Origin of the sequence: Aminobacter anthyllidis (genome assembly GCF_018555685.1) — a bacterium.
Classification (GTDB): Bacteria; Pseudomonadota; Alphaproteobacteria; order Rhizobiales; family Rhizobiaceae; genus Aminobacter; species Aminobacter anthyllidis.
Genome location: NZ_JAFLWW010000008.1, coordinates 182,287 through 199,600 on the forward strand (window position 1 = coordinate 182,287; position 17,314 = coordinate 199,600).

General features: G+C 63.6%; 15 protein-coding genes. 10 read left to right on the plus strand and 5 right to left on the minus strand.

The genetic code is table 11. The features are described from left to right. The first annotated feature begins 10 nt into the window (after window positions 1–10). The 4 genes from J1C56_RS24865 (at window position 11) to J1C56_RS24880 (ending at window position 4,653) form a co-directional block, all read left to right on the plus strand. The gene (locus J1C56_RS24865; RefSeq protein WP_214392685.1) at window positions 11–1,045 is read left to right on the plus strand and encodes an ABC transporter substrate-binding protein; all 1,035 of its coding nucleotides are present in this window, start codon (window positions 11–13) and stop codon (window positions 1,043–1,045) included. A gap of 108 nt (window positions 1,046–1,153) precedes the next feature. Beyond that, the gene (locus tag J1C56_RS24870; protein ID WP_214392686.1) at window positions 1,154–2,188 is read left to right on the plus strand and encodes an extracellular solute-binding protein; all 1,035 of its coding nucleotides are present in this window, start codon (window positions 1,154–1,156) and stop codon (window positions 2,186–2,188) included. Window positions 2,189–2,249: 61 nt separating this feature from the next. Further along, a complete protein-coding gene (locus J1C56_RS24875) occupies window positions 2,250–3,446 on the plus strand; it encodes a serine hydrolase domain-containing protein (RefSeq protein WP_214392687.1) in 1,197 nt (398 codons plus the stop codon). Between the two features lie 28 nt (window positions 3,447–3,474). After that, window positions 3,475–4,653 carry a serine hydrolase domain-containing protein gene (locus J1C56_RS24880; protein ID WP_214392688.1) on the plus strand — a complete coding sequence of 393 codons (1,179 nt, stop codon included), beginning with the start codon at window positions 3,475–3,477 and terminating at the stop codon, window positions 4,651–4,653. A 108-nt stretch (window positions 4,654–4,761) separates the two neighbouring features. Here J1C56_RS24880 and J1C56_RS24885 read toward each other — a convergent pair whose 3' ends face one another. After that, window positions 4,762–5,748: a LysR family transcriptional regulator gene (locus J1C56_RS24885; protein WP_214392689.1), complete on the minus strand. Its 987-nt coding sequence runs from the start codon at window positions 5,746–5,748 to the stop codon at window positions 4,762–4,764. Between the two features lie 295 nt (window positions 5,749–6,043). Between J1C56_RS24885 and chvE the strand changes: the two genes are divergently transcribed. The 5 genes from chvE (at window position 6,044) to J1C56_RS24910 (ending at window position 12,086) form a co-directional block, all read left to right on the plus strand. Next, entirely contained in the window at window positions 6,044–7,111 is a 1,068-nt protein-coding gene (chvE, locus tag J1C56_RS24890) for a multiple monosaccharide ABC transporter substrate-binding protein (RefSeq protein WP_214392690.1), read from the plus strand. A 240-nt stretch (window positions 7,112–7,351) separates the two neighbouring features. Further along, window positions 7,352–8,893, plus strand: a complete 1,542-nt coding sequence (mmsA, locus tag J1C56_RS24895; RefSeq protein ID WP_214392691.1) for a multiple monosaccharide ABC transporter ATP-binding protein — start codon at window positions 7,352–7,354, stop codon at window positions 8,891–8,893. Beyond that, window positions 8,890–10,146, plus strand: a complete 1,257-nt coding sequence (gene mmsB / locus J1C56_RS24900) for a multiple monosaccharide ABC transporter permease (protein ID WP_214392692.1) — start codon at window positions 8,890–8,892, stop codon at window positions 10,144–10,146. The genes mmsA and mmsB overlap by 4 nt, the downstream gene beginning before the upstream one ends. 162 nt (window positions 10,147–10,308) lie before the next feature. Beyond that, the gene (gene araD1, locus J1C56_RS24905; RefSeq protein ID WP_214392693.1) at window positions 10,309–11,304 is read left to right on the plus strand and encodes an AraD1 family protein; all 996 of its coding nucleotides are present in this window, start codon (window positions 10,309–10,311) and stop codon (window positions 11,302–11,304) included. Window positions 11,305–11,315: 11 nt separating this feature from the next. Then, window positions 11,316–12,086, plus strand: a complete 771-nt coding sequence (locus tag J1C56_RS24910; protein ID WP_214392694.1) for an SDR family NAD(P)-dependent oxidoreductase — start codon at window positions 11,316–11,318, stop codon at window positions 12,084–12,086. Between the two features lie 193 nt (window positions 12,087–12,279). Here the strand turns inward: J1C56_RS24910 and J1C56_RS24915 are convergent, their stop codons facing one another. From J1C56_RS24915 to J1C56_RS24930, 4 genes are all read right to left on the minus strand, one after another. Further along, the gene (locus tag J1C56_RS24915) at window positions 12,280–13,299 is read right to left on the minus strand and encodes an aldose epimerase family protein (protein WP_214392695.1); all 1,020 of its coding nucleotides are present in this window, start codon (window positions 13,297–13,299) and stop codon (window positions 12,280–12,282) included. A gap of 75 nt (window positions 13,300–13,374) precedes the next feature. Beyond that, window positions 13,375–14,607 (minus strand): NAD(P)/FAD-dependent oxidoreductase, encoded by a 1,233-nt coding sequence (locus tag J1C56_RS24920; RefSeq protein ID WP_246591904.1) that lies wholly within the window; start codon window positions 14,605–14,607, stop codon window positions 13,375–13,377. A 4-nt stretch (window positions 14,608–14,611) separates the two neighbouring features. Next, complete coding sequence (locus tag J1C56_RS24925) at window positions 14,612–14,926, minus strand: MocE family 2Fe-2S type ferredoxin (RefSeq protein ID WP_192568930.1); 315 nt, start codon at window positions 14,924–14,926, stop codon at window positions 14,612–14,614. Window positions 14,927–14,949: 23 nt separating this feature from the next. Beyond that, on the minus strand, window positions 14,950–16,038 hold the full coding sequence (locus J1C56_RS24930; RefSeq protein WP_214392696.1) for a fatty acid desaturase family protein: 1,089 nt from the start codon (window positions 16,036–16,038) through the stop codon (window positions 14,950–14,952). Window positions 16,039–16,199: 161 nt separating this feature from the next. On the opposite strand from J1C56_RS24930, the gene J1C56_RS24935 reads away from it, so the two are divergent. After that, on the plus strand, window positions 16,200–17,231 hold the full coding sequence (locus J1C56_RS24935) for a LacI family DNA-binding transcriptional regulator (protein ID WP_214392697.1): 1,032 nt from the start codon (window positions 16,200–16,202) through the stop codon (window positions 17,229–17,231). Window positions 17,232–17,314 lie beyond the last annotated feature (83 nt).

The following is a 17,314-nucleotide window of genomic DNA, read 5'->3' on the forward strand; positions in this document are numbered from 1 at the left end:
GAGTGAAATGATGAACCTGAAATCCATGTCGATGGCGGTCAGCCTCGCGCTGCTGGCGTCGACCAGCCTGGCCTCGGCTGAAGGCGCGCTGAACATCTACAACTGGGGCAACTACATCAGCCCCGACATGATCAAGAAGTTCGAGGAGAAGTTCAGCGTCAAGGTCACTGTGACCGACTACGACTCGAACGACACCGCACTTGCCAAGGTGCGCCAGGGCGGCCACGGCTTCGACGTCGCCATGCCGTCGCAAACCTACGTGCCGATCTGGATCAGTGAAGGGCTGGTACTGGAGACCAATCCCGGCGGCATGGAGAACTTCAAGAACGTGGCACCCGAATGGGCCAATCCGGCCTTCGATCCGGGCCGCAAGTACACCGTGCCGTGGGCCTGGGGCACCGTCGGCGTGGTCGTCAACACCGACGTCTACAAGGGCGATATCAACACCTGGAAGATCGTCTTCGACACGCCTGAAGAGCTGAAGGGCAAGGTCAACGTCGTTCCCGAGATGAACGACGTCATGCATGCCGCGATCAAGTATGTCGGCGGCGAGCAGTGCACCGGCGACAAGGAAGTGCTGAAGAAGGTGCGCGACGTGCTCGTCGCCGCCAAGCCGAACTGGATCGCCATGGAATACAACACCATCGAGAAGATGGGCGCCGGCGACTTCAAGGCAACCAGCGACTGGAACGGCTCGGCGTTGCGCCAGCGCCTGAAGAACCCAGCCATCCATTACGGCTACCCGGTCGAGGGCTTCCAGTACTGGAGCGACAACGTCGTTGTCCTCAAGGATGCCAAGAATGTCGAGAATGCCAAGCTGTTCCAGAACTTCATGATGGACCCTGAGAACGCGGCGATGAACTCGGCCTTCCACCGCTATGCCAACGGCATCGCCGGCTCGGAGAAGTTCATGCCTGCGGACATGACCTCGGCGCCCGAGGTCGTGGTGCCGGAGGAGTTCAAGAAGAACGGCGAGATCCTGCAGACCTGCGCGCCTGAAGTGACGGCGCTCTACACCAAGATCTGGACCGAACTGCAGAAGTAGGCTTTGCGCGGGCCACGGCTGCCGGGATCGACGAAAATCGATCCCGGTAGTGACCCATTTCTTATCTGCCGCTGGCAGAAAAAATCATATGAATGAAAGGACATTGCCATGAAAACGAGATTGTCCGCCGCCACCACGGCCCTGGCGCTGCTGGCCGCAACCGGCCTCGCCGACGCCGAAGGTGCGCTCAACATCTACAATTGGGGCAATTACACCAACCCGGACGTCATCAAGAAGTTCGAGGACAAGTACAAGGTCAAGGTGACGATCACCGACTACGACTCGAACGAGACCGCACTTGCCAAGGTGCGCCAGGGCGGCAGCGGCTTCGACATCGCCGTGCCCTCGCAGACGCACCTGCCGATCTGGATCAAGGAAGGCCTCCTGCTCGAGACCAATCCCGGCGGCATGGAGAACTTCAAGAACGTGGCGCCCGACTGGGCCAACCCCGAATTCGACCCCGGCCGCAAGTATTCGGTGCCGTGGGCCTGGGGCACCCTTGGGACCGTCGTCAACACCACCACCTACAAAGGTGACATCAACACCTGGAAGATCATCTTCGAGACGCCCGACGAGCTGAAGGGCAAGGTCAACGTCGTTCCCGAGATGAAGGACGTGGTAACAGCCGCGATCCGCTATGTCGGCGGTGAACAGTGCACGGCCGACAAGGAGGTGCTGAAGAAGGCGCGAGATCTGCTGGTGGCGGCCAAGCCGAACTGGGTCGCCATGGAATTTGGCGCCATCGACAAGATGAAAGCCGGCGACTTCCAGGCTTCCACCACCTGGAACGGTGCTGCGCTGCGCATCCGCCTGGCGCGTCCCGAGGTCCACTACGGCTATCCGAAGGAAGGCTTCACCTTCTGGAGCGACAACGTCGTGGTGCTGAAGGACGCCAAGAACGTCGAGAACGCCAAGCTGTTCCAGAATTTCGTCATGGACCCCGAGATCGCGGGCGCGCTTTCGGCCTTCCACCGCTATGCCAACGGCATTGCCGGCTCGGAGAAGTTCATGCCGGCCGAGATGAAGGACGCCCCGGAAATCGTCATTCCGGAAGCCAGCAAGGCGCATGGTACGATGGCCCTGATGTGCCCGCCGGAGGTCGATGCGATCTACACCAGGATCTGGACCGACCTGCAGAAGTAAACACAGCGGGGTCCGGCGCACGCGCCGGACCCCATGCTCGCCTAAAGCGTGAGGTGACGCGATGAGTTCCTACCGCAACAGCGATGTGCCGCCCCCGATCATGCAGGGCTCGCCGCCGGCAATGCCGGTGCCGAAGGCAGCCTGGGACATGCCGCCATGGAACCGCTGGGCGTTCCAGCATGTGCGCGAGATCGTACCGACGGCGGAGGTGTGGCGCGGCGAAGGGCCGGTGCGCGCATTGCCGCGCGCGGAAACGGATCTCGACGGGCTGGCGGTCGTGGACAGCCAGGGCAAGCCGACGACGCTTTCGGGCCTGCTCGACGAGACCTATACCGACGGCTTCCTTGTGCTCAAGGACGGCAAGATCGCCTATGAGCGCTATTTCAACGGCATGACGCCGCGCACGCCGCATCTGTCGCAATCGGTGGCGAAGTCGGTGACGGGCACGGTGTTCGGCATTGTGGCCGGGCGTGGCATCGTCGACCCGAAGAAGCTGGTGACCGATTATCTGCCGGAACTGGCAACGACCGGCTGGAAAGGTGCCACCGTCCAGCAGGTGCTCGACATGACCACGGGCGTGCGCTTCAGCGAAGCCTATACCGATCCCTATTCCGACATCGGCCAGGTCGACGTCGCCTGCGGCTGGAAGCCGGTCCCCGCTGATACGGACCCCGACTTCCACTGGCCGCGGCATATGTTCGAGCTGATCGAGCGCCTGACCGAAACGACGCGGCCGCATGGCGCTGCCTTCGAGTATCGCTCGATTGAAACAGACGTGCTGGCTTTCATCATGGAACGCGCAACCGGCAAGCGGCTGCCACAGCTGGTTTCGGAAGAGCTGTGGCAGAAGATCGGCGCCGAAGAGAGCGCCTGTTTCACCGTCGACAGTGCCGGCTATGCGATAGCCGATGGTGGCTTCAACGCGACGTTGCGCGATTACGCCCGCTTCGGCCAGACGATCCTCGAAGGCGGCGCCGGCATCGTGCCCGCCGATTGGATCGCCGAGACGCGGAACGGCGTGCACGGCCCGAACTTCAGCACCTCGATGCCGGAAGCCAGCTACCGCAACCAGTTCTGGATCGAGGATCCGCGCTCGCGCGCACTGATGTGCCGTGGCGTGTTCGGGCAACTGATCCATATCGACTTCGACGCCGGCATGGTGACGGTGAAACTGTCGACCTGGCCCGACTTCACCTCCGTGCCCTATTCAGTGGCGACCCTGAAGGCCGTGCACGCGATATCGGCCGCACTCGCCTGACCGGAATACTCAGCAGCAAGGAAATATCATGACGTCATCAAACGCCTTCGAGCAGGCATTCGGTTTTGCGCGCAAGGATGTGACGCTCGGCAATTGGCGCGAACAGCCGTTCAACCGCTGGGCCTTCCAGAATGTCGGCGAGATGGTGCGCAGCGCGCGGATCCCGGCCGGGGAGGGCAAGGTCGAGAGCGCGTCGGTCGAGCTCGGCGGGCTTCTGGCGGAAACCGTGGCGACCAATGGCCGAAACGAGACCGTGGCCGGCTTCCTCGAGCGCTCGTCGACAGACGCGCTTGCGGTGATGAAGAAGGGGCGCTTCGTCGGCGACTGGTTCGCGCCCGCGATGCGGCCCGACGCGCGGCACATCATTTTTTCGATCTCGAAGTCGCTGACGGCGATCCTTGCCGGCGCACTCGGAGGCGAGGGCAAGCTCGATCCGAATGCGCCCGTGACGGCGTATGTGCCCGAAGCCAAGGGCTCGGTCTATGCCAATGCCACCGTGCGGCACGTGCTCGACATGACCGTCAGCCTCGATTTCGAGGAGGCCTATCTCGATCCCGAAAGCGCGTTTGCGCGTTATCGCCGCGCCACGATGTGGAACCCGGGCGGCGGGTCGGAGACGCTGCGCGAGTTCCTCGTTTCGCTGCAGCAGCTGGATGAGCCGCATGGAAAAACCTTTCGCTACCGTTCGCCCAATTCCGACCTGCTCGGCATCATCGTCGAACGCGCCTCGGGGCAACGCTACGCGGACCTGATGTCGGAGAAGCTGTGGCAGCCGCTGGGTGCGGTGCGCGACGGCTTCGTCAGCGTCGACGCGGAAGGTTCGTCGCGTGCCGCCGGCGGCGTGTCGGTAGCGGTGCGCGATCTTGCCCGTGTCGGCGAGATGATGCGCCAGGGCGGTGTGGCCGAAGGCGGGCGGATCGTGCCGCAAGCCTGGGTCGAGGACACGATCCATGGCGGCGACGCGGCAGCCTGGCAGCGCGGCACGATGACCAACCTGTTTGCCCAGGGGCGCTATCGCAACAAATGGTACCAGAGCGCCAACGCCAGCCAGGCCTATTGCGGCATCGGCATTCATGGCCAGTGGCTCTATGTCGACCCCAAGGCCGAGGTGGTGATCTCCAAGATGTCGTCTCAGGCGTTGCCGGTCGACGATCCGCTCGACCTCGACAACGTGGCGTTCTTCGAGGCGATCTGCGCAAGGATTTGAGGGGGCGGCGTTCGAGTTCTATCGAATACCCTCTCCGTCACGGCTTCGCCGTGCCACCTCTCCCCCACTTCATGGGGGCGAGGAACCCAATCCTTTGAGGCCGCCGCCCTACGCGATCTCGCGCAGGATGTGGTCGTGCAGCAGCTGCGCCGTGGGTGACAGGGTGCGGCCGTGCACGGTGATCAGGCTGTAGGGCTGGACGTTGATGTCGAAGGCGATCGGCAGGATTTCGATCGACCCGGCCAGTCCGCTCTCGCTGTTGACGAATTTCGCGACGTCGATGGCGATGGGGGCGATGGCGTCCGACTGCGCCACCATCACCAGCGTCAGCAGCAGCGAACTGGTGTTGAGGATGCGGTCGGGCATGCGCACGTTGCGGCTCATGAAGATGCCTTGCACCGTCTGGCGCAGCAGCGAACCGCCGGGCTGGAACACCCAGTCGAACTCCGCGAGGCGCTCCAGCGCGACAGTGCCGGACCCGGCCAGCGGATGGCCACGGCGGACGATGAGGCAGGCTTTCTCGATGCCGATGATGCGGCTTTCGAACAAGCGCGGGTCAAGATCGTCGGGCACGCGGGCGACGATGAAATCGTGGCGCGACGCCAAAAGTTCGCGTGCCAGCACGGCACTGGTCTCGATCTGGACGCTGATTTCGATGCGCGGGTAGCGCTCGCGGATCTTGCGGATCGCCGGCACGGCCAGCTCGATTGCCGGCGCGGTGACGGCACCCATCGCAACGGAGCCGCCCTTGCCGGATTTGAGGTCGGAGATCTCGCGGTCGACCTGCTGCATCTCGAGCAGGATGGCGCGGCCGCGGCGGGCGAGGGCTGCGCCATAAGGCGTGAGCCGGATGCCGCGCGGCAACCTTTCGCAGATCTGCACGCCGAGGATGTCCTCGATCTCGGAGATCATGCGAGAGGCGGCCGGCTGGGAGATGTTCATCACCTGGGCCGCGGCGCTGATCTGGCCATGATCCTCGAGCGCCACCACCATGCGCATGTGGCGCAGCTTGAGGCCGCTGCGCAGCAGGGTTTCGTTGTCGCTGATGCGCACGCTGGAGCCGGTCGTGCGGACGTCGTTCTGGATGTCGACCATAATGCCAATCCTTCCATGCCGGCCTGTCATCCGAGCCAGACGGCGGAAAGCATATCAGAAATGATATGCCATGAACCTGAATTTGCATTTGACTGTTATGTCACATTCCCCGACGTTAAGAGCCGTCGCGAGTTCGATGTCAGCCAGCCGGAGGCTGGCGCATCGAGCGGAGGAAACGCAGGGCTCGCGGCCTTTTGGGAGAAAGTCACAGAATTTGGCTTAGCCGCGCCGTTCATGGCGGGGCCACGCGCGAGCGTTTGCATCCGCGCGCCGGCACTTCACAAGGGAGAAGAAGGTGAAGATCATCAAGACGTTCGTAGCCGCCCTGGCAGTTGGCCTCTCGGCCATGACCTTTGCGGCCGATGCCCAGGACAAGGGACTGGTTGGCATCGCCATGCCGACAAAGTCCTCGCTGCGCTGGATCGCCGACGGCGATGCGCTCAAGGCGGCCCTGGAATCCAAGGGCTACACCGTCGACATGCAGTATGCAGAAGACGATATCCCCAACCAGCTCGCCCAGATCGAGAACATGGTGACCAAGGATGCCAAGGCGCTGATCGTCGCGTCGATCGACGGGACGACGCTGTCGGCCGTTCTCCAGCAGGCTGCCGACAAGGGCGTCAAGGTCATCGCCTATGACCGTCTGATCCGCGACAGCGGCAATGTCGACTATTACACCACCTTCGACAACTTCAAGGTTGGCGTGCTGCAGGCGGAATCGCTGCTCAAGGGCCTTGGCTATCCGGGAAAGCCCGGCCCGTTCAACATCGAGCTGTTTGGCGGCTCGCCTGACGACAACAACGCCTTCTTCTTCTATGACGGCGCCATGTCGGTGCTCCAGCCGCTGATCGACAAGGGTACGCTCGTCGTCAAGTCGGGCCAGATGGGCATGGAAAAGGTCGGCACGCTGCGCTGGGACGCTGCGGTCGCGCAGGCCCGCATGGATAATATCCTCTCCGCCAACTATTCCGACGGCAGCCGCGTCGATGCGGTGCTGGCACCTTATGACGGCCTGTCGCGCGGCATCATCTCGTCGCTGCGCGGCGTTGGCTACGGCACAGCCGAACAGCCCTGGCCGATCATCTCCGGCCAGGATGCCGAAGTACCTTCGGTCAAGGCGATCATCGCCGGCGAACAGTATTCGACGGTGTTCAAGGACACCCGCGAGCTGGCCAAGGTGACGGCAAATCTCGTCGATGCCGTGCTTGCCGGCGGCAAGCCGGAGATCAATGACGAAAAGACCTATAACAACGGCGTCAAGGTCGTTCCGTCCTACCTTCTGGTCCCGGTCTCGGTCGACAAGTCCAACTACGAGCAGATCGTGGTCGGCTCCGGCTACATCAAGGCGGAAGAGCTGAAGTAGGCCCAGGCGCCCTTCTCGGACCTCACCCTTCTCCCGCAACGCGGGGGAAGGGCAGGCTCCAGGCACAGGCGTTTTCTTCTCTCCAGAAGTGCGGCAGACTGCGCTGCCTGTTGTATCAGAGCGCCGCGCGCCCGAACGACGCACAAGGTCGCTCTAGCACTTTGAATTTGCGTATTTTGCCAACGCCAAGTGATGTCACTTCGCTGCAAAATGCGTGGCCATGCTGGATCGAGAGCTCGAATGACCAACAGCACCATTCTGGAAATGCGCGGCATCACCAAGACGTTTCCTGGCGTCAAGGCGCTGGAGCAGGTCAATCTGCAGGTCAAGCGCGGCGACATCCATGCCATCTGCGGCGAGAACGGCGCCGGCAAGTCGACGCTGATGAAAGTGCTTTCCGGCGTCTATCCCTTCGGCAGCTACGAGGGCGAGGTCGAGTACGAGGGCAAGGAGTGCCGCTTCAATGGCATTCACGACTCCGAAAAGCTCGGTATCGTCATCATCCACCAGGAACTTGCCCTGGTGCCGCTGTTGTCGATCGCCGAAAACATCTTCCTCGGCAACGAGCAGGCCAGCCGCGGCATCATCAACTGGGACAAGGTCCAGCGCCGCGCCGGCGAGCTGCTGAAGAAGGTCGGCCTGAAAGAGGCCCCCGACACGCTGATCACCAATATAGGCACCGGCAAGCAGCAACTGGTCGAGATCGCCAAGGCGCTGGCCAAGGACGTCAAGCTGCTCATTCTCGACGAGCCGACAGCCTCGCTGTCGGAAAAAGACAGCCACGCGCTGCTCGACCTTTTGCTCGAGTTCAAGACGCAAGGCATCACCTCGATCATGATTTCGCACAAGCTGAACGAGATCAAACGCATCGCTGATCAGATCACCGTCATTCGCGACGGCAAGTCGATCGAAACGATGGACAAGGCTGACATCACCGAGGACCGTATCGTCACCTCGATGGTCGGCCGTGCGCTGGAAAACCGCTACCCGTCGCGAACGCCGAAAATTGGGGAGACGATCTTCGAGGTGAAGAACTGGTCGGTCTATCACCCGCTCAACCTCGAACGGCAGGTCATCAAGAACGTCAATCTGTCGGTGCGCAAAGGCGAGGTGGTCGGCATTGCCGGGCTGATGGGGGCAGGGCGGACCGAACTGGCGATGAGCGTCTTTGGCCGCACCTATGGCGCCAAGATTTCCGGCGAGGTGTTCCTGCACGGCAAGCCGGCGGATACCAGCAATGTCGGCAAGGCGGTCGCCGCCGGACTCGCCTACGCCACCGAGGACCGCAAGGTCTACGGCCTCAACCTCATCGACCATATCAAGCACAATGTGACGATCGCCAACCTGCCCGGCATCTCGTCGAAGTCAGGCGTCATCGACGACAACAGCGAGGTCAAGGCGGCCAACGAGTACCGCAAGAAAACCAACATCCGTTCGTCGAGCATCTACCAGATCACCGGCAACCTTTCCGGCGGCAACCAGCAGAAGGTGGTGCTGTCGAAGTGGCTGTTTGCCAATCCCGACGTGCTGATCCTCGACGAGCCGACACGCGGCATCGATGTCGGGGCGAAATACGAGATCTACACGATCATCAACAAGCTGGCGGAGGAAGGCAAAGGCATCCTAGTGATCTCTTCGGAGATGCCTGAGCTGCTCGGCATCTGCGACCGCATCTACGTGCTGAACGAGGGCCGCATCGTCGGCGAACTCTCAGGCGAGGAAGCATCACAGGAAAAGATCATGCGGGCGATCGTCCGCGGCGAGGAGAAGGTAGCGTCATGAGCACGGAAACCGCACCGCCCGTCGTCAACGCGGCCAAGGCCTCGATGCAGGGCGCGATGAAGGAAAACTTGCGCGAATACGGGCTCGTCCTGGCGCTCGTCATCATCATGGTCTTCTTCCAGGTGATGACCAACGGCATCCTGTTCCTGCCGGTGAACCTCACCAATGTCGTTCTCCAGAACTCCTACATCATCGTCATGGCGCTCGGCATGCTGCTGGTGATCGTGGCCGGCCACATCGACCTGTCGGTCGGCGCGGTGGCTGGCTTCATTGGCGCGGTCGCGGCATTGCTCATGGTCGACTACGGCGTCAATCCGCTGCTTGCCGGGCTGCTGTGCATCGCGCTGGGTGCCGCCATTGGCGGCGTGCAGGGCTATTTCATCGCCTACATGAAAATCCCGTCCTTCATCGTCACCCTGGCGGGCATGCTGGTGTTCAAGGGGCTGCTGCTCAACGTTCTGAGCGGCCGTTCGGTCGGCCCGTTCCCGCCGGTGTTCCAGCTGCTCAGTGCCGGTTTCATTCCCGACTTCCTGGGACCGGTGACCCTTGTCGCTCCAACGCTCAACGCTGCCGGCGGGCCGACGCCAGGAACGGGTATCGTGCTGCATTCGACGACGATGCTGATCGGCATCCTGATCGTAGCGGCAATGCTCTACTTCGCCTTGAAGAGCCGCAGGAACCGCGAAGAGCATGGCTATGCCGCCGAGCCGTTCTCGTTTTTTGTCGTCAAGAACCTCGTCCTGTCGGGGATCATCCTGTTCCTGATGTACAAGTTCGCCTCGTTCAAGGGCTTGCCCAACGTTCTTGTCGTCATGGGTATCCTGATCGCCTTGTTCGTCTTCGTGACGAAGCGCATGACGTTTGGCCGGCGCATCTACGCCATGGGCGGCAACGAGAAGGCCGCCAAGCTGTCGGGCATCCAGACCGAGAGGCTGACATTCTACATCTTCGTCATCATGGGCATGCTGGCGGCCCTTGCCGGCCTGATCTATTCCGCGCGCCTCAACATGGCGACGCCGAAGGCGGGTGCCGGGCTTGAACTCGACGTCATTGCGGCGGTGTTTGTCGGCGGTGCGTCGGCACTCGGTGGCGTTGGCCAGGTTGCCGGCGCTGTCATCGGCGCCTTCATCATGGGCGTCATGAACAACGGCATGGGGGTGATGGGCATCAACATCGACTGGCAGCAGGTCATCAAGGGCCTGGTGCTGCTCGGCGCCGTCGCCTTCGACCTCTACAACAAGAAGAAGGCTTAAGCCGCGGCAAGCGGCTGAAGGCGCCGCCGCACGGCGGGGCCGCAATCTGAAAGACCAAGATTTTGGACGCCGAGCGGCGATGGCCGCTTGGCGAAGGGAATGGATTTTCGCCCATCGCCGGCAAGGAGGCCAGCGGCGCGGCGAAGGCAAGGGAGTACCGGAATGCTGATGTCCCAGATTGTCTCCGCCGACGGCAAGAGTCGGGTGGCGGTGCGCGAGGACGAGACCGCGCGGTTGGTCAACGACGCCAAGTCGGTCTACGCGCTTGCCTTGGAGGCGGTGCGCGCGGGGACGTCGCTTGCGACAATCGTTGCCGACCGCGGCCTGGGCGAGACAGTTGATCTGGCCGCTGCCTGCAAGGCCGGCCAGTTGCTGTCGCCGGTCCGGCATCCCGACCCGGCGCATCTGTATCTTACCGGCACCGGGCTCACCCATCTCGGCTCGGCGGCGACACGCGACAGCATGCACAAGAAGCTCGACGCGGAGGGCGAGCAGGCGCTGACCGATTCCATGAAGATGTTCCGCATGGGTCTCGAAGGCGGCAAGCCGGGGCGCGGGCAGGCCGGCGTGCAGCCGGAATGGTTCTACAAGGGCAACGGCAACATGGTCGTCGATCCTGGCAAGGCGTTGGTGTCGCCGCACTTTGCGCTCGATGCGGGCGAGGAGCCGGAGATCGCCGGCATCTACCTTGTCGGTGACGACGGCACGCCCTACCGCATCGGCTTTGCACTCGCCAACGAGTTTTCCGACCACGTCACCGAGCGCATCAACTATCTCTATCTCGCCCATTCGAAGCTGCGGAACGCCTCGTTCGGCCCGGAGATTTTGGTCGGCGACCTGCCTGCCGATATCAGGGGGGCGTCACGCATCGTCCGCGCCGGCAAGACGATCTGGGAAAAGCCGTTCCTGTCGGGCGAAGCCAACATGTCCCACGCGATCGCCAATCTCGAGCACCATCATTTCAAGTACGGCGTGTTCCGCCAGCCCGGCGACGTGCACGTGCACATGTTTGGCACCGCGACGCTGTCCTTCGCCGATGGGGTGAAGGCCGAACCCGGCGATGTGTTCGAGATCGAAGCCGCGGCATTCGGGCTGCCATTGCGCAACCCGCTCAAGCTGGCGCGGGCGACGGCACCGGTTGCCGTACGGACTCTTTAGGGATCTGGACAATGAGCATTGAGACGATGGCGCAATACCCGAGCCTCAAAGGCCGGCCGGTGCTGATTTCAGGCGGGGCAACCGGGATCGGCGAAGCCCTGGTGCGGAACTTCGCCGCGCAAGACGCCAAGGTCGGCTTCGTCGATCTCGCCGAGGCCGAAGGCAATGCGCTTGCCGATGAGCTGACGGCGGCAGGCACGACAGTGGCGTTCCGTTGCTGCGACATCACCAACATCGAAGCCTATCGCGATGCGATATCAGGGATCGAGGCACTGCACGGGCCGACCCTGGCGCTGGTCAACAATGCCGCCAACGACACCCGGCACGATTGGCGCGAGGTGACGCCTGATTATTTCGACGCCCGCGTCGCGGTGAACCTGCGGCATTCGTTCTTCGCTATCCAGGCGGTGGCGCCGGGCATGATCGCCGCCGGCGGTGGCGCGATCGTCAATCTCGGTTCGATCGGCTGGATGAAGGCGTCGGGCGGCTATCCGGTCTATGCGTCGTCGAAAGCGGCCGTGCACGGCATGACGCGCTCCTTCGCCCGCGACCTGGGCAAGCACGGCATCCGGGTCAACACGCTGGTACCGGGCTGGGTGATGACCAAACGCCAATTGGAGTTGTGGGTCGACGACGCGGCGAATGCCGAGATCGACAAGGGCCAGTGCCTGGCTGGGCGCGTGCTGCCCGACGACATCGCGCGCATGGCGCTGTTCCTCGCCGCCGACGATTCAAGGATGTGCACGGCGCAGAATTTCGTCGTCGATGGCGGCTGGGTGTAGGCGGACGCTTCTCGACGTCGAGCGAGGCGACCCCCACCCCTAACCCCTCCCCACAAGGGGGAGGGGGACGCATTTGCGCTTGTTTCGCGAAAGCAGGTGGAAGGGCGGAGGCGCGCCAAGTTTCCCCTCCCCCCTTGTGGGGAGGGGTTAGGGGTGGGGGTATTCAGGCGCGTCCCCTCAATTGTCTTCGCGGTTAGTCGACCATCGAGAAGCGATATTCGGTGACCTGCGAGTAGATTTCGTCGGGCCTCAGCACGGCACTCGGAAAGTGCGGGTGGTGGATGGCGTCGGGAAAGCGCTGCGGCTCGAGGCAAAGCGCGCCATGGCGCACCGGCTCGATGCCGCCGCGCAACGGCGGGGCGACCGGCAGGAAGGCGCCGTCATAGAACTGCAGCCCGGGTTCCGTGGTCCACAAGTCGAGCCGGATGCCCGACAGTGGGCCTTCCAGCCGAGCGGCATGCCACGGCTCGGGCGCCGGCTGCATCGCCAGCACCCAGTTGTGGTCATAGGCGCTGTGCGCGTCGTCCGGACCGTTGCGGACGGGGCGAAGCGCGCGGAAGTCGAAGATCGTGTCGTCGACGGCGGGCACCTCGCCGGTCGGGATGTTGTGATCATCCACTGGCGTGTAGGCCTCGGCGGCGATCTTGAGGCGGTGGTCGAGGATGGAGCCCGCACCATCGAGATTGAAATAGGCGTGGGCGGCGAGGCTGACCAGCGTCGGCGCATCGGTGCGAGCGCCAAGCGCGATGCGCAGGCGGCCGGCGTCGAGCGCATAGCGGCAGGTGGCGATGACCTTGCCGGGGTAGCCCTGATCGCCAGCCTGCGAGATCAGCGCCAACAGGACCGAACTGTCGTCGGCGTCGACGACGAGCCAGTTGCGGCGGAAGAACCCGTCGCTGCCGCCATGAAGATGGGTGCGGCCTGCCTCGTTGAGATCGAGCTGGAATGCCTGCCCATCGAGCTCAAAGCTGCCACCGGCGATGCGGTTGGCGCAGCGCCCGGCGATGGCGCCGAAATAGCCGCCATGGCTGAGGTAGCCGTCGAGGTCGTCGAAGCCGAGTATGACCGAACGCGGACCGTTGGGCGTCGTGACGATCAGATCGGCAAGTGTCGCGCCGAAGGTCAGGACTTTTGCCTCGATGCCGTCGGCGGCGATGGTGATCGCCTGCACCACGCTGTCGTCGGGCATTCGACCGAATTCGCTGATCGGCATGTTGGTTCGCTCCGCGCGGCCATCGGGCCCTGCGCAGCGTCGTGCAAACCGGCACGATTCTCAAGCGGCTTTTGCCTAGGCGGCAAGCAGGCTCTTGAGCTTGACCGACGGCGCGGCCAGCGCGCCGATATCGGGGTGTGCTGACCTCGCGATCAGCATCTCGGCGAGGCGGATATCGCGCGCGACAGCATTGCCCGGACCGATGCCGCTGGCGGCGACGAGCCGGCCATCTTCCTTGAGATGGAACAGGATGAAGGCGCCGTCGTCGAGGTCGCGGCGGACGGTGTCTTCGCCTTCGTCGGGCAGGCCGGCGATCTGCAGGCTGAGCCCGTACTGGTCGGACCAGAACCACGGCACGCAGGCGTGGGCTTCCTCGGCGCCGAGCATGTTGCGGGCGGCGAGCGCGCCATGTTCCTGTGCACTGCGCCAGGCCTCCAGCCGGACGCGGCGGTCGTCGTATATCGCCAGCGGAAACGAGCAGCAGTCGCCGGCGGAGAAGATATCTGGATCGCTGGTGCGCAGCTGCGCGTCGACGGCGATGCCGTTGTTGAGGGTCAGCCCGGCGGATTCGGCCAGCGTCGTGGCAGGCACGGCGCCGATGCCGATGATGGCGAGATCGGCAGTGACCTGCAGGCCGCTTGCAAGCGTGATGCGGACGGAGGTGCCGTCGTTGCTGATGGAAGCGATGCCGTCGCCGCAGACGATATCGACGCCTTCGGCGGCATGCGCCTCGTGGACGATGGTTGCGATTTCTTCCGGCACGCCGCGCATCAGGATGCGCGGTTGCGCCTCGATGATGGTGACGTCGGCGCCGAGCCTGCGGGCGGATGCTGCGAGTTCGAGGCCAATGAAGCCGCCGCCGATGATGGCGACGTGGCAGCCCTGGCGTAGATGGGCACGGATGGCGAGGGCGTCGTCGAAGGTGCGGAGGTAGACGCAGCGCTGCCCAAGACCGGAGAGCGGCAGCCTGCGGGGGGTGGCGCCTGTGGCGACCAGCAGCTTGTCGTAGTCGAGGTCGGAGCCGTTGCTCAGGCGGACGGAGCGGTTGGCGCGGTCGATCGATGTCGCCGAGGTCGCGCCGAGCAGGTCGATACGGTGTTCGGTGAGGCGGGCAGCATCTGATATGGCCTTGATGGAAGGCGCCTCGGGGGCGACCATCGCGTCCTTGGACAGCGGCGGGCGCTCGTAGGGGAGATGCGCTTCGGCGCCGACCAGCGTGACGGCGCCGTCGTAGCCGGCTTCCCGCAGGGCGAACGCAGCGCGCGTGCCGCATTCGCCTGCCCCGATGATGACCATTCCCGCCGACATCGTATCAACCCAGCTGGACGAAGACCTTGCCGGCGTCGACTTTCACCGGATAGGTCCTGAGGTTGACGCAGACAGGCGCGCCGCGGGCGGCGCCGGTCTTGTAGTTGAAGCGGCCATTGTGCTTCGGGCATTCGATGATGTCGCCCATGACCAGCCCTTGCGACAGGTGGATCTGCTCGTGGGTGCACAGGCCGTCTGTGGCGAAGAATTCGTCTTCCGGGCTGCGGTACAGTGCGAAGGTGCGCCCGGCATGGTCGAAGCGGATGACGTCTTCCTCGTCGATGTCGTCGGCCGCGCAGGCCTCGATCCAGTCGCTCATGTCTCTCTCCCTGTGTTTGAAGGCTATTCGGCGGCCAGCGCCGTTTCGCTGTGGAACTCCTCGCGATAGGGCCGCGCCGTTGGCGGCAGTTCGCGCTTGACGAAATAGTCCTCGTTGCGGAGCTGGCGGATGAAGGCGGGCAGCATCTCGCGGTAGCCGGCCCAGAGCGACGGGCTTGGTGCCGGCAGGTCGTGCCTGATCATCGCGTGCAGCCTGGGCAGCGCGTGGTAGGGCACCATCGGGAACATGTGATGCTCGACGTGGTAGTTCATGTTCCAGTAGATGAAGCGGCTGACCGGGTTCATCAGCACTGTGCGGCTGTTGAGGCGGTGGTCGGTGACGTTGTCGGCGAGGCCGCCATGCTGCAGCAGGCCGGTGAGCACGTGATGCCAGGCGCCGTAGAGGCGGGGCAGGCCGACCAGCATCAGCGGCAGCCACGAGCCGAGGTAGACGGCAAGCGCGATGGTGACCAGATAGATGGCGAGCCAGATGCGGGCGATGCGGATGGCCCTGGGCTGCTCGCTTTCGGGGATGAAGGTCTTTTCGTCGGCGCCGATCACGCCTGATGCGTTGCGGACCATGTCGACCATGGCGTGCCAGGCGTCGAGCAGGCCGAAGAAGTTGAGCACCACGCGCAGCAAGTCCGGCGGGCGCATGACCGCGATCTCGGGGTCGCGGCCGACGATGACGGTGTCTGTGTGATGGCGGGTGTGGCTCCAGCGCCAGGTCACCGGATTGCGCATGATCATGAAGCAGGCGATCTGGTAGACCGCGTCGTTCATCCAAGGCGTCTTGAAGGCGGTGCCGTGGCCGCATTCGTGCCAGCGCGAGTCGGTGGCCGAACCGTAGAGCACGCCGTAGCAGAGGAAGAACGGCACGCACCACCAGCCGCCCCAAAGTGCCGCCCCGGCAGCACCAAATGTGATGAGCAGGCCGAGCCAGATCGCCGTGTCGCGGATGGCCGGGCCGTCGGAGCGCTGCATCAGCTCCTTCATCTGCTTGCGCGGAATGTCGGTGTGGTACCACTCGGCGGCGGCGAGGCCGCTCTCGACGGCGCGGCGCGCGCTTTCTCCCACAAGGCTGTAGTCGCGCGCCAAAGGCGTCACGGTCATGGCTCTCTCCCTGGAAGTCGGAAACGGTTCCGCGATGGGTGCTGGAAATCGTTCACTGCAGGGATGGTAACCGATGATGCTATTTTTTCAATCATCGCATGATAGTTTCTATCATTTTCTATCATGATGAAGTATAGTGGGCGTCTGCTGCAGGAGCGGATATGAGCAAGCGCCCGACCATCACCGATCTCGCCCATGCCTCGGGCGTCAGCGTCGCCACCATCGACCGGGTGCTGAACGGGCGCTTGCCGGTGCGCGAGGAAACGCAGCGCCGCGTCTATGAGGCGGCGACCTCTATCGGCTATCACGCCGCCGGGTTGATCGCGCAGCGCATGCGCAAGGAGCTGCCGGTGCATCGGCTCGGCTTCCTGCTGCTGCGCCCCAGGGATGTGTTCTACCGTGCCTTCGCCAACGAGCTGGAAAAGGCGATCGCCCAGGCGTCCGGTTTCCGCGGCACCGCGGCGATCGAATTCGCCGATACGCTGGCGCCGGAAGAAATCCTGGAAAGGCTGCGGCGCCTGGCGGCGAGCTGCCATGCGGTTGCACTGGTCAGTCCCGACCATCCGATCGTGACGGCTGCGGTGGCCGAATTGAAGCAGCGCGGCATTCCCGTATTCTCGCTGCTGTCCGACTTTGCCACGGGCATTCGCGAGGGGTATGTCGGCATCGACAATCTCAAGGTCGGGCGCACGGCTGCCTGGATGATCTCGAAATGCGCCCGCAGGCCAGGCAAGGTGGTGCTGTTCGTCGGCAGCCACCGCTTCCATGGCCACGAACTGCGCGAGATCGGTTTTCGCGCTTTCTTCCGCGAACGCGCGCCTGATTTCACGCTGATCGAGACGATCGTCAACGACGAGTCCCGCGAGATCACGCAGGAAGTCGTTGCGGGTCTGCTCAGGCAGCATGAGGACCTCGTCGGTTGCTACGTCGCTGGCGGTGGCATCGAAGGGGCGATCTCCGCGCTGCGCCAGGCAAGGCCCGATCCGCTGCCGGTACTGGTCTGCAACGAGATCACAGTCGACACGCGCGCAGCTCTCGCCGACAATCTGGCCGGCATGGTGATCGCAACGCCGCTGGCGCCATTGTGCCGCGAGCTGGTCGGGTTGATGGCGCATGCAATCGAGGAAGGAGCAGCCAATGCTCCCGGGCAGACTTTCCTGCCCTTCGACATCTTCCTGCCTGAGAACATCTGATCCATCATGCATCCGGAAATGCGAATCTATCAGAGAATGATGGATTCTTGTCATTATCCGGATTGACTATTCCATTTATTGGG

What these genes read in the sequence shown, in the direction of transcription:
- J1C56_RS24870 (WP_214392686.1), top strand. Translation starts at nt 1,154, where the DNA reads ATGAAAACGAGATTGTCCGCCGCCACCACGGCCCTGGCGCTGCTGGCC.
- J1C56_RS24885 (WP_214392689.1), bottom strand. Translation starts at nt 5,748, where the DNA reads ATGGTCGACATCCAGAACGACGTCCGCACGACCGGCTCCAGCGTGCGC.
- J1C56_RS24930 (WP_214392696.1), bottom strand. Translation starts at nt 16,038, where the DNA reads ATGACCGTGACGCCTTTGGCGCGCGACTACAGCCTTGTGGGAGAAAGC.
- J1C56_RS24865 (WP_214392685.1), top strand. Translation starts at nt 11, where the DNA reads ATGAACCTGAAATCCATGTCGATGGCGGTCAGCCTCGCGCTGCTGGCG.
- araD1 (WP_214392693.1), top strand. Translation starts at nt 10,309, where the DNA reads ATGCTGATGTCCCAGATTGTCTCCGCCGACGGCAAGAGTCGGGTGGCG.
- J1C56_RS24910 (WP_214392694.1), top strand. Translation starts at nt 11,316, where the DNA reads ATGAGCATTGAGACGATGGCGCAATACCCGAGCCTCAAAGGCCGGCCG.
- mmsB (WP_214392692.1), top strand. Translation starts at nt 8,890, where the DNA reads ATGAGCACGGAAACCGCACCGCCCGTCGTCAACGCGGCCAAGGCCTCG.
- mmsA (WP_214392691.1), top strand. Translation starts at nt 7,352, where the DNA reads ATGACCAACAGCACCATTCTGGAAATGCGCGGCATCACCAAGACGTTT.
- J1C56_RS24915 (WP_214392695.1), bottom strand. Translation starts at nt 13,299, where the DNA reads ATGCCGATCAGCGAATTCGGTCGAATGCCCGACGACAGCGTGGTGCAG.
- J1C56_RS24875 (WP_214392687.1), top strand. Translation starts at nt 2,250, where the DNA reads ATGAGTTCCTACCGCAACAGCGATGTGCCGCCCCCGATCATGCAGGGC.
- J1C56_RS24880 (WP_214392688.1), top strand. Translation starts at nt 3,475, where the DNA reads ATGACGTCATCAAACGCCTTCGAGCAGGCATTCGGTTTTGCGCGCAAG.
- J1C56_RS24925 (WP_192568930.1), bottom strand. Translation starts at nt 14,926, where the DNA reads ATGAGCGACTGGATCGAGGCCTGCGCGGCCGACGACATCGACGAGGAA.
- J1C56_RS24935 (WP_214392697.1), top strand. Translation starts at nt 16,200, where the DNA reads ATGAGCAAGCGCCCGACCATCACCGATCTCGCCCATGCCTCGGGCGTC.
- J1C56_RS24920 (WP_246591904.1), bottom strand. Translation starts at nt 14,607, where the DNA reads ATGTCGGCGGGAATGGTCATCATCGGGGCAGGCGAATGCGGCACGCGC.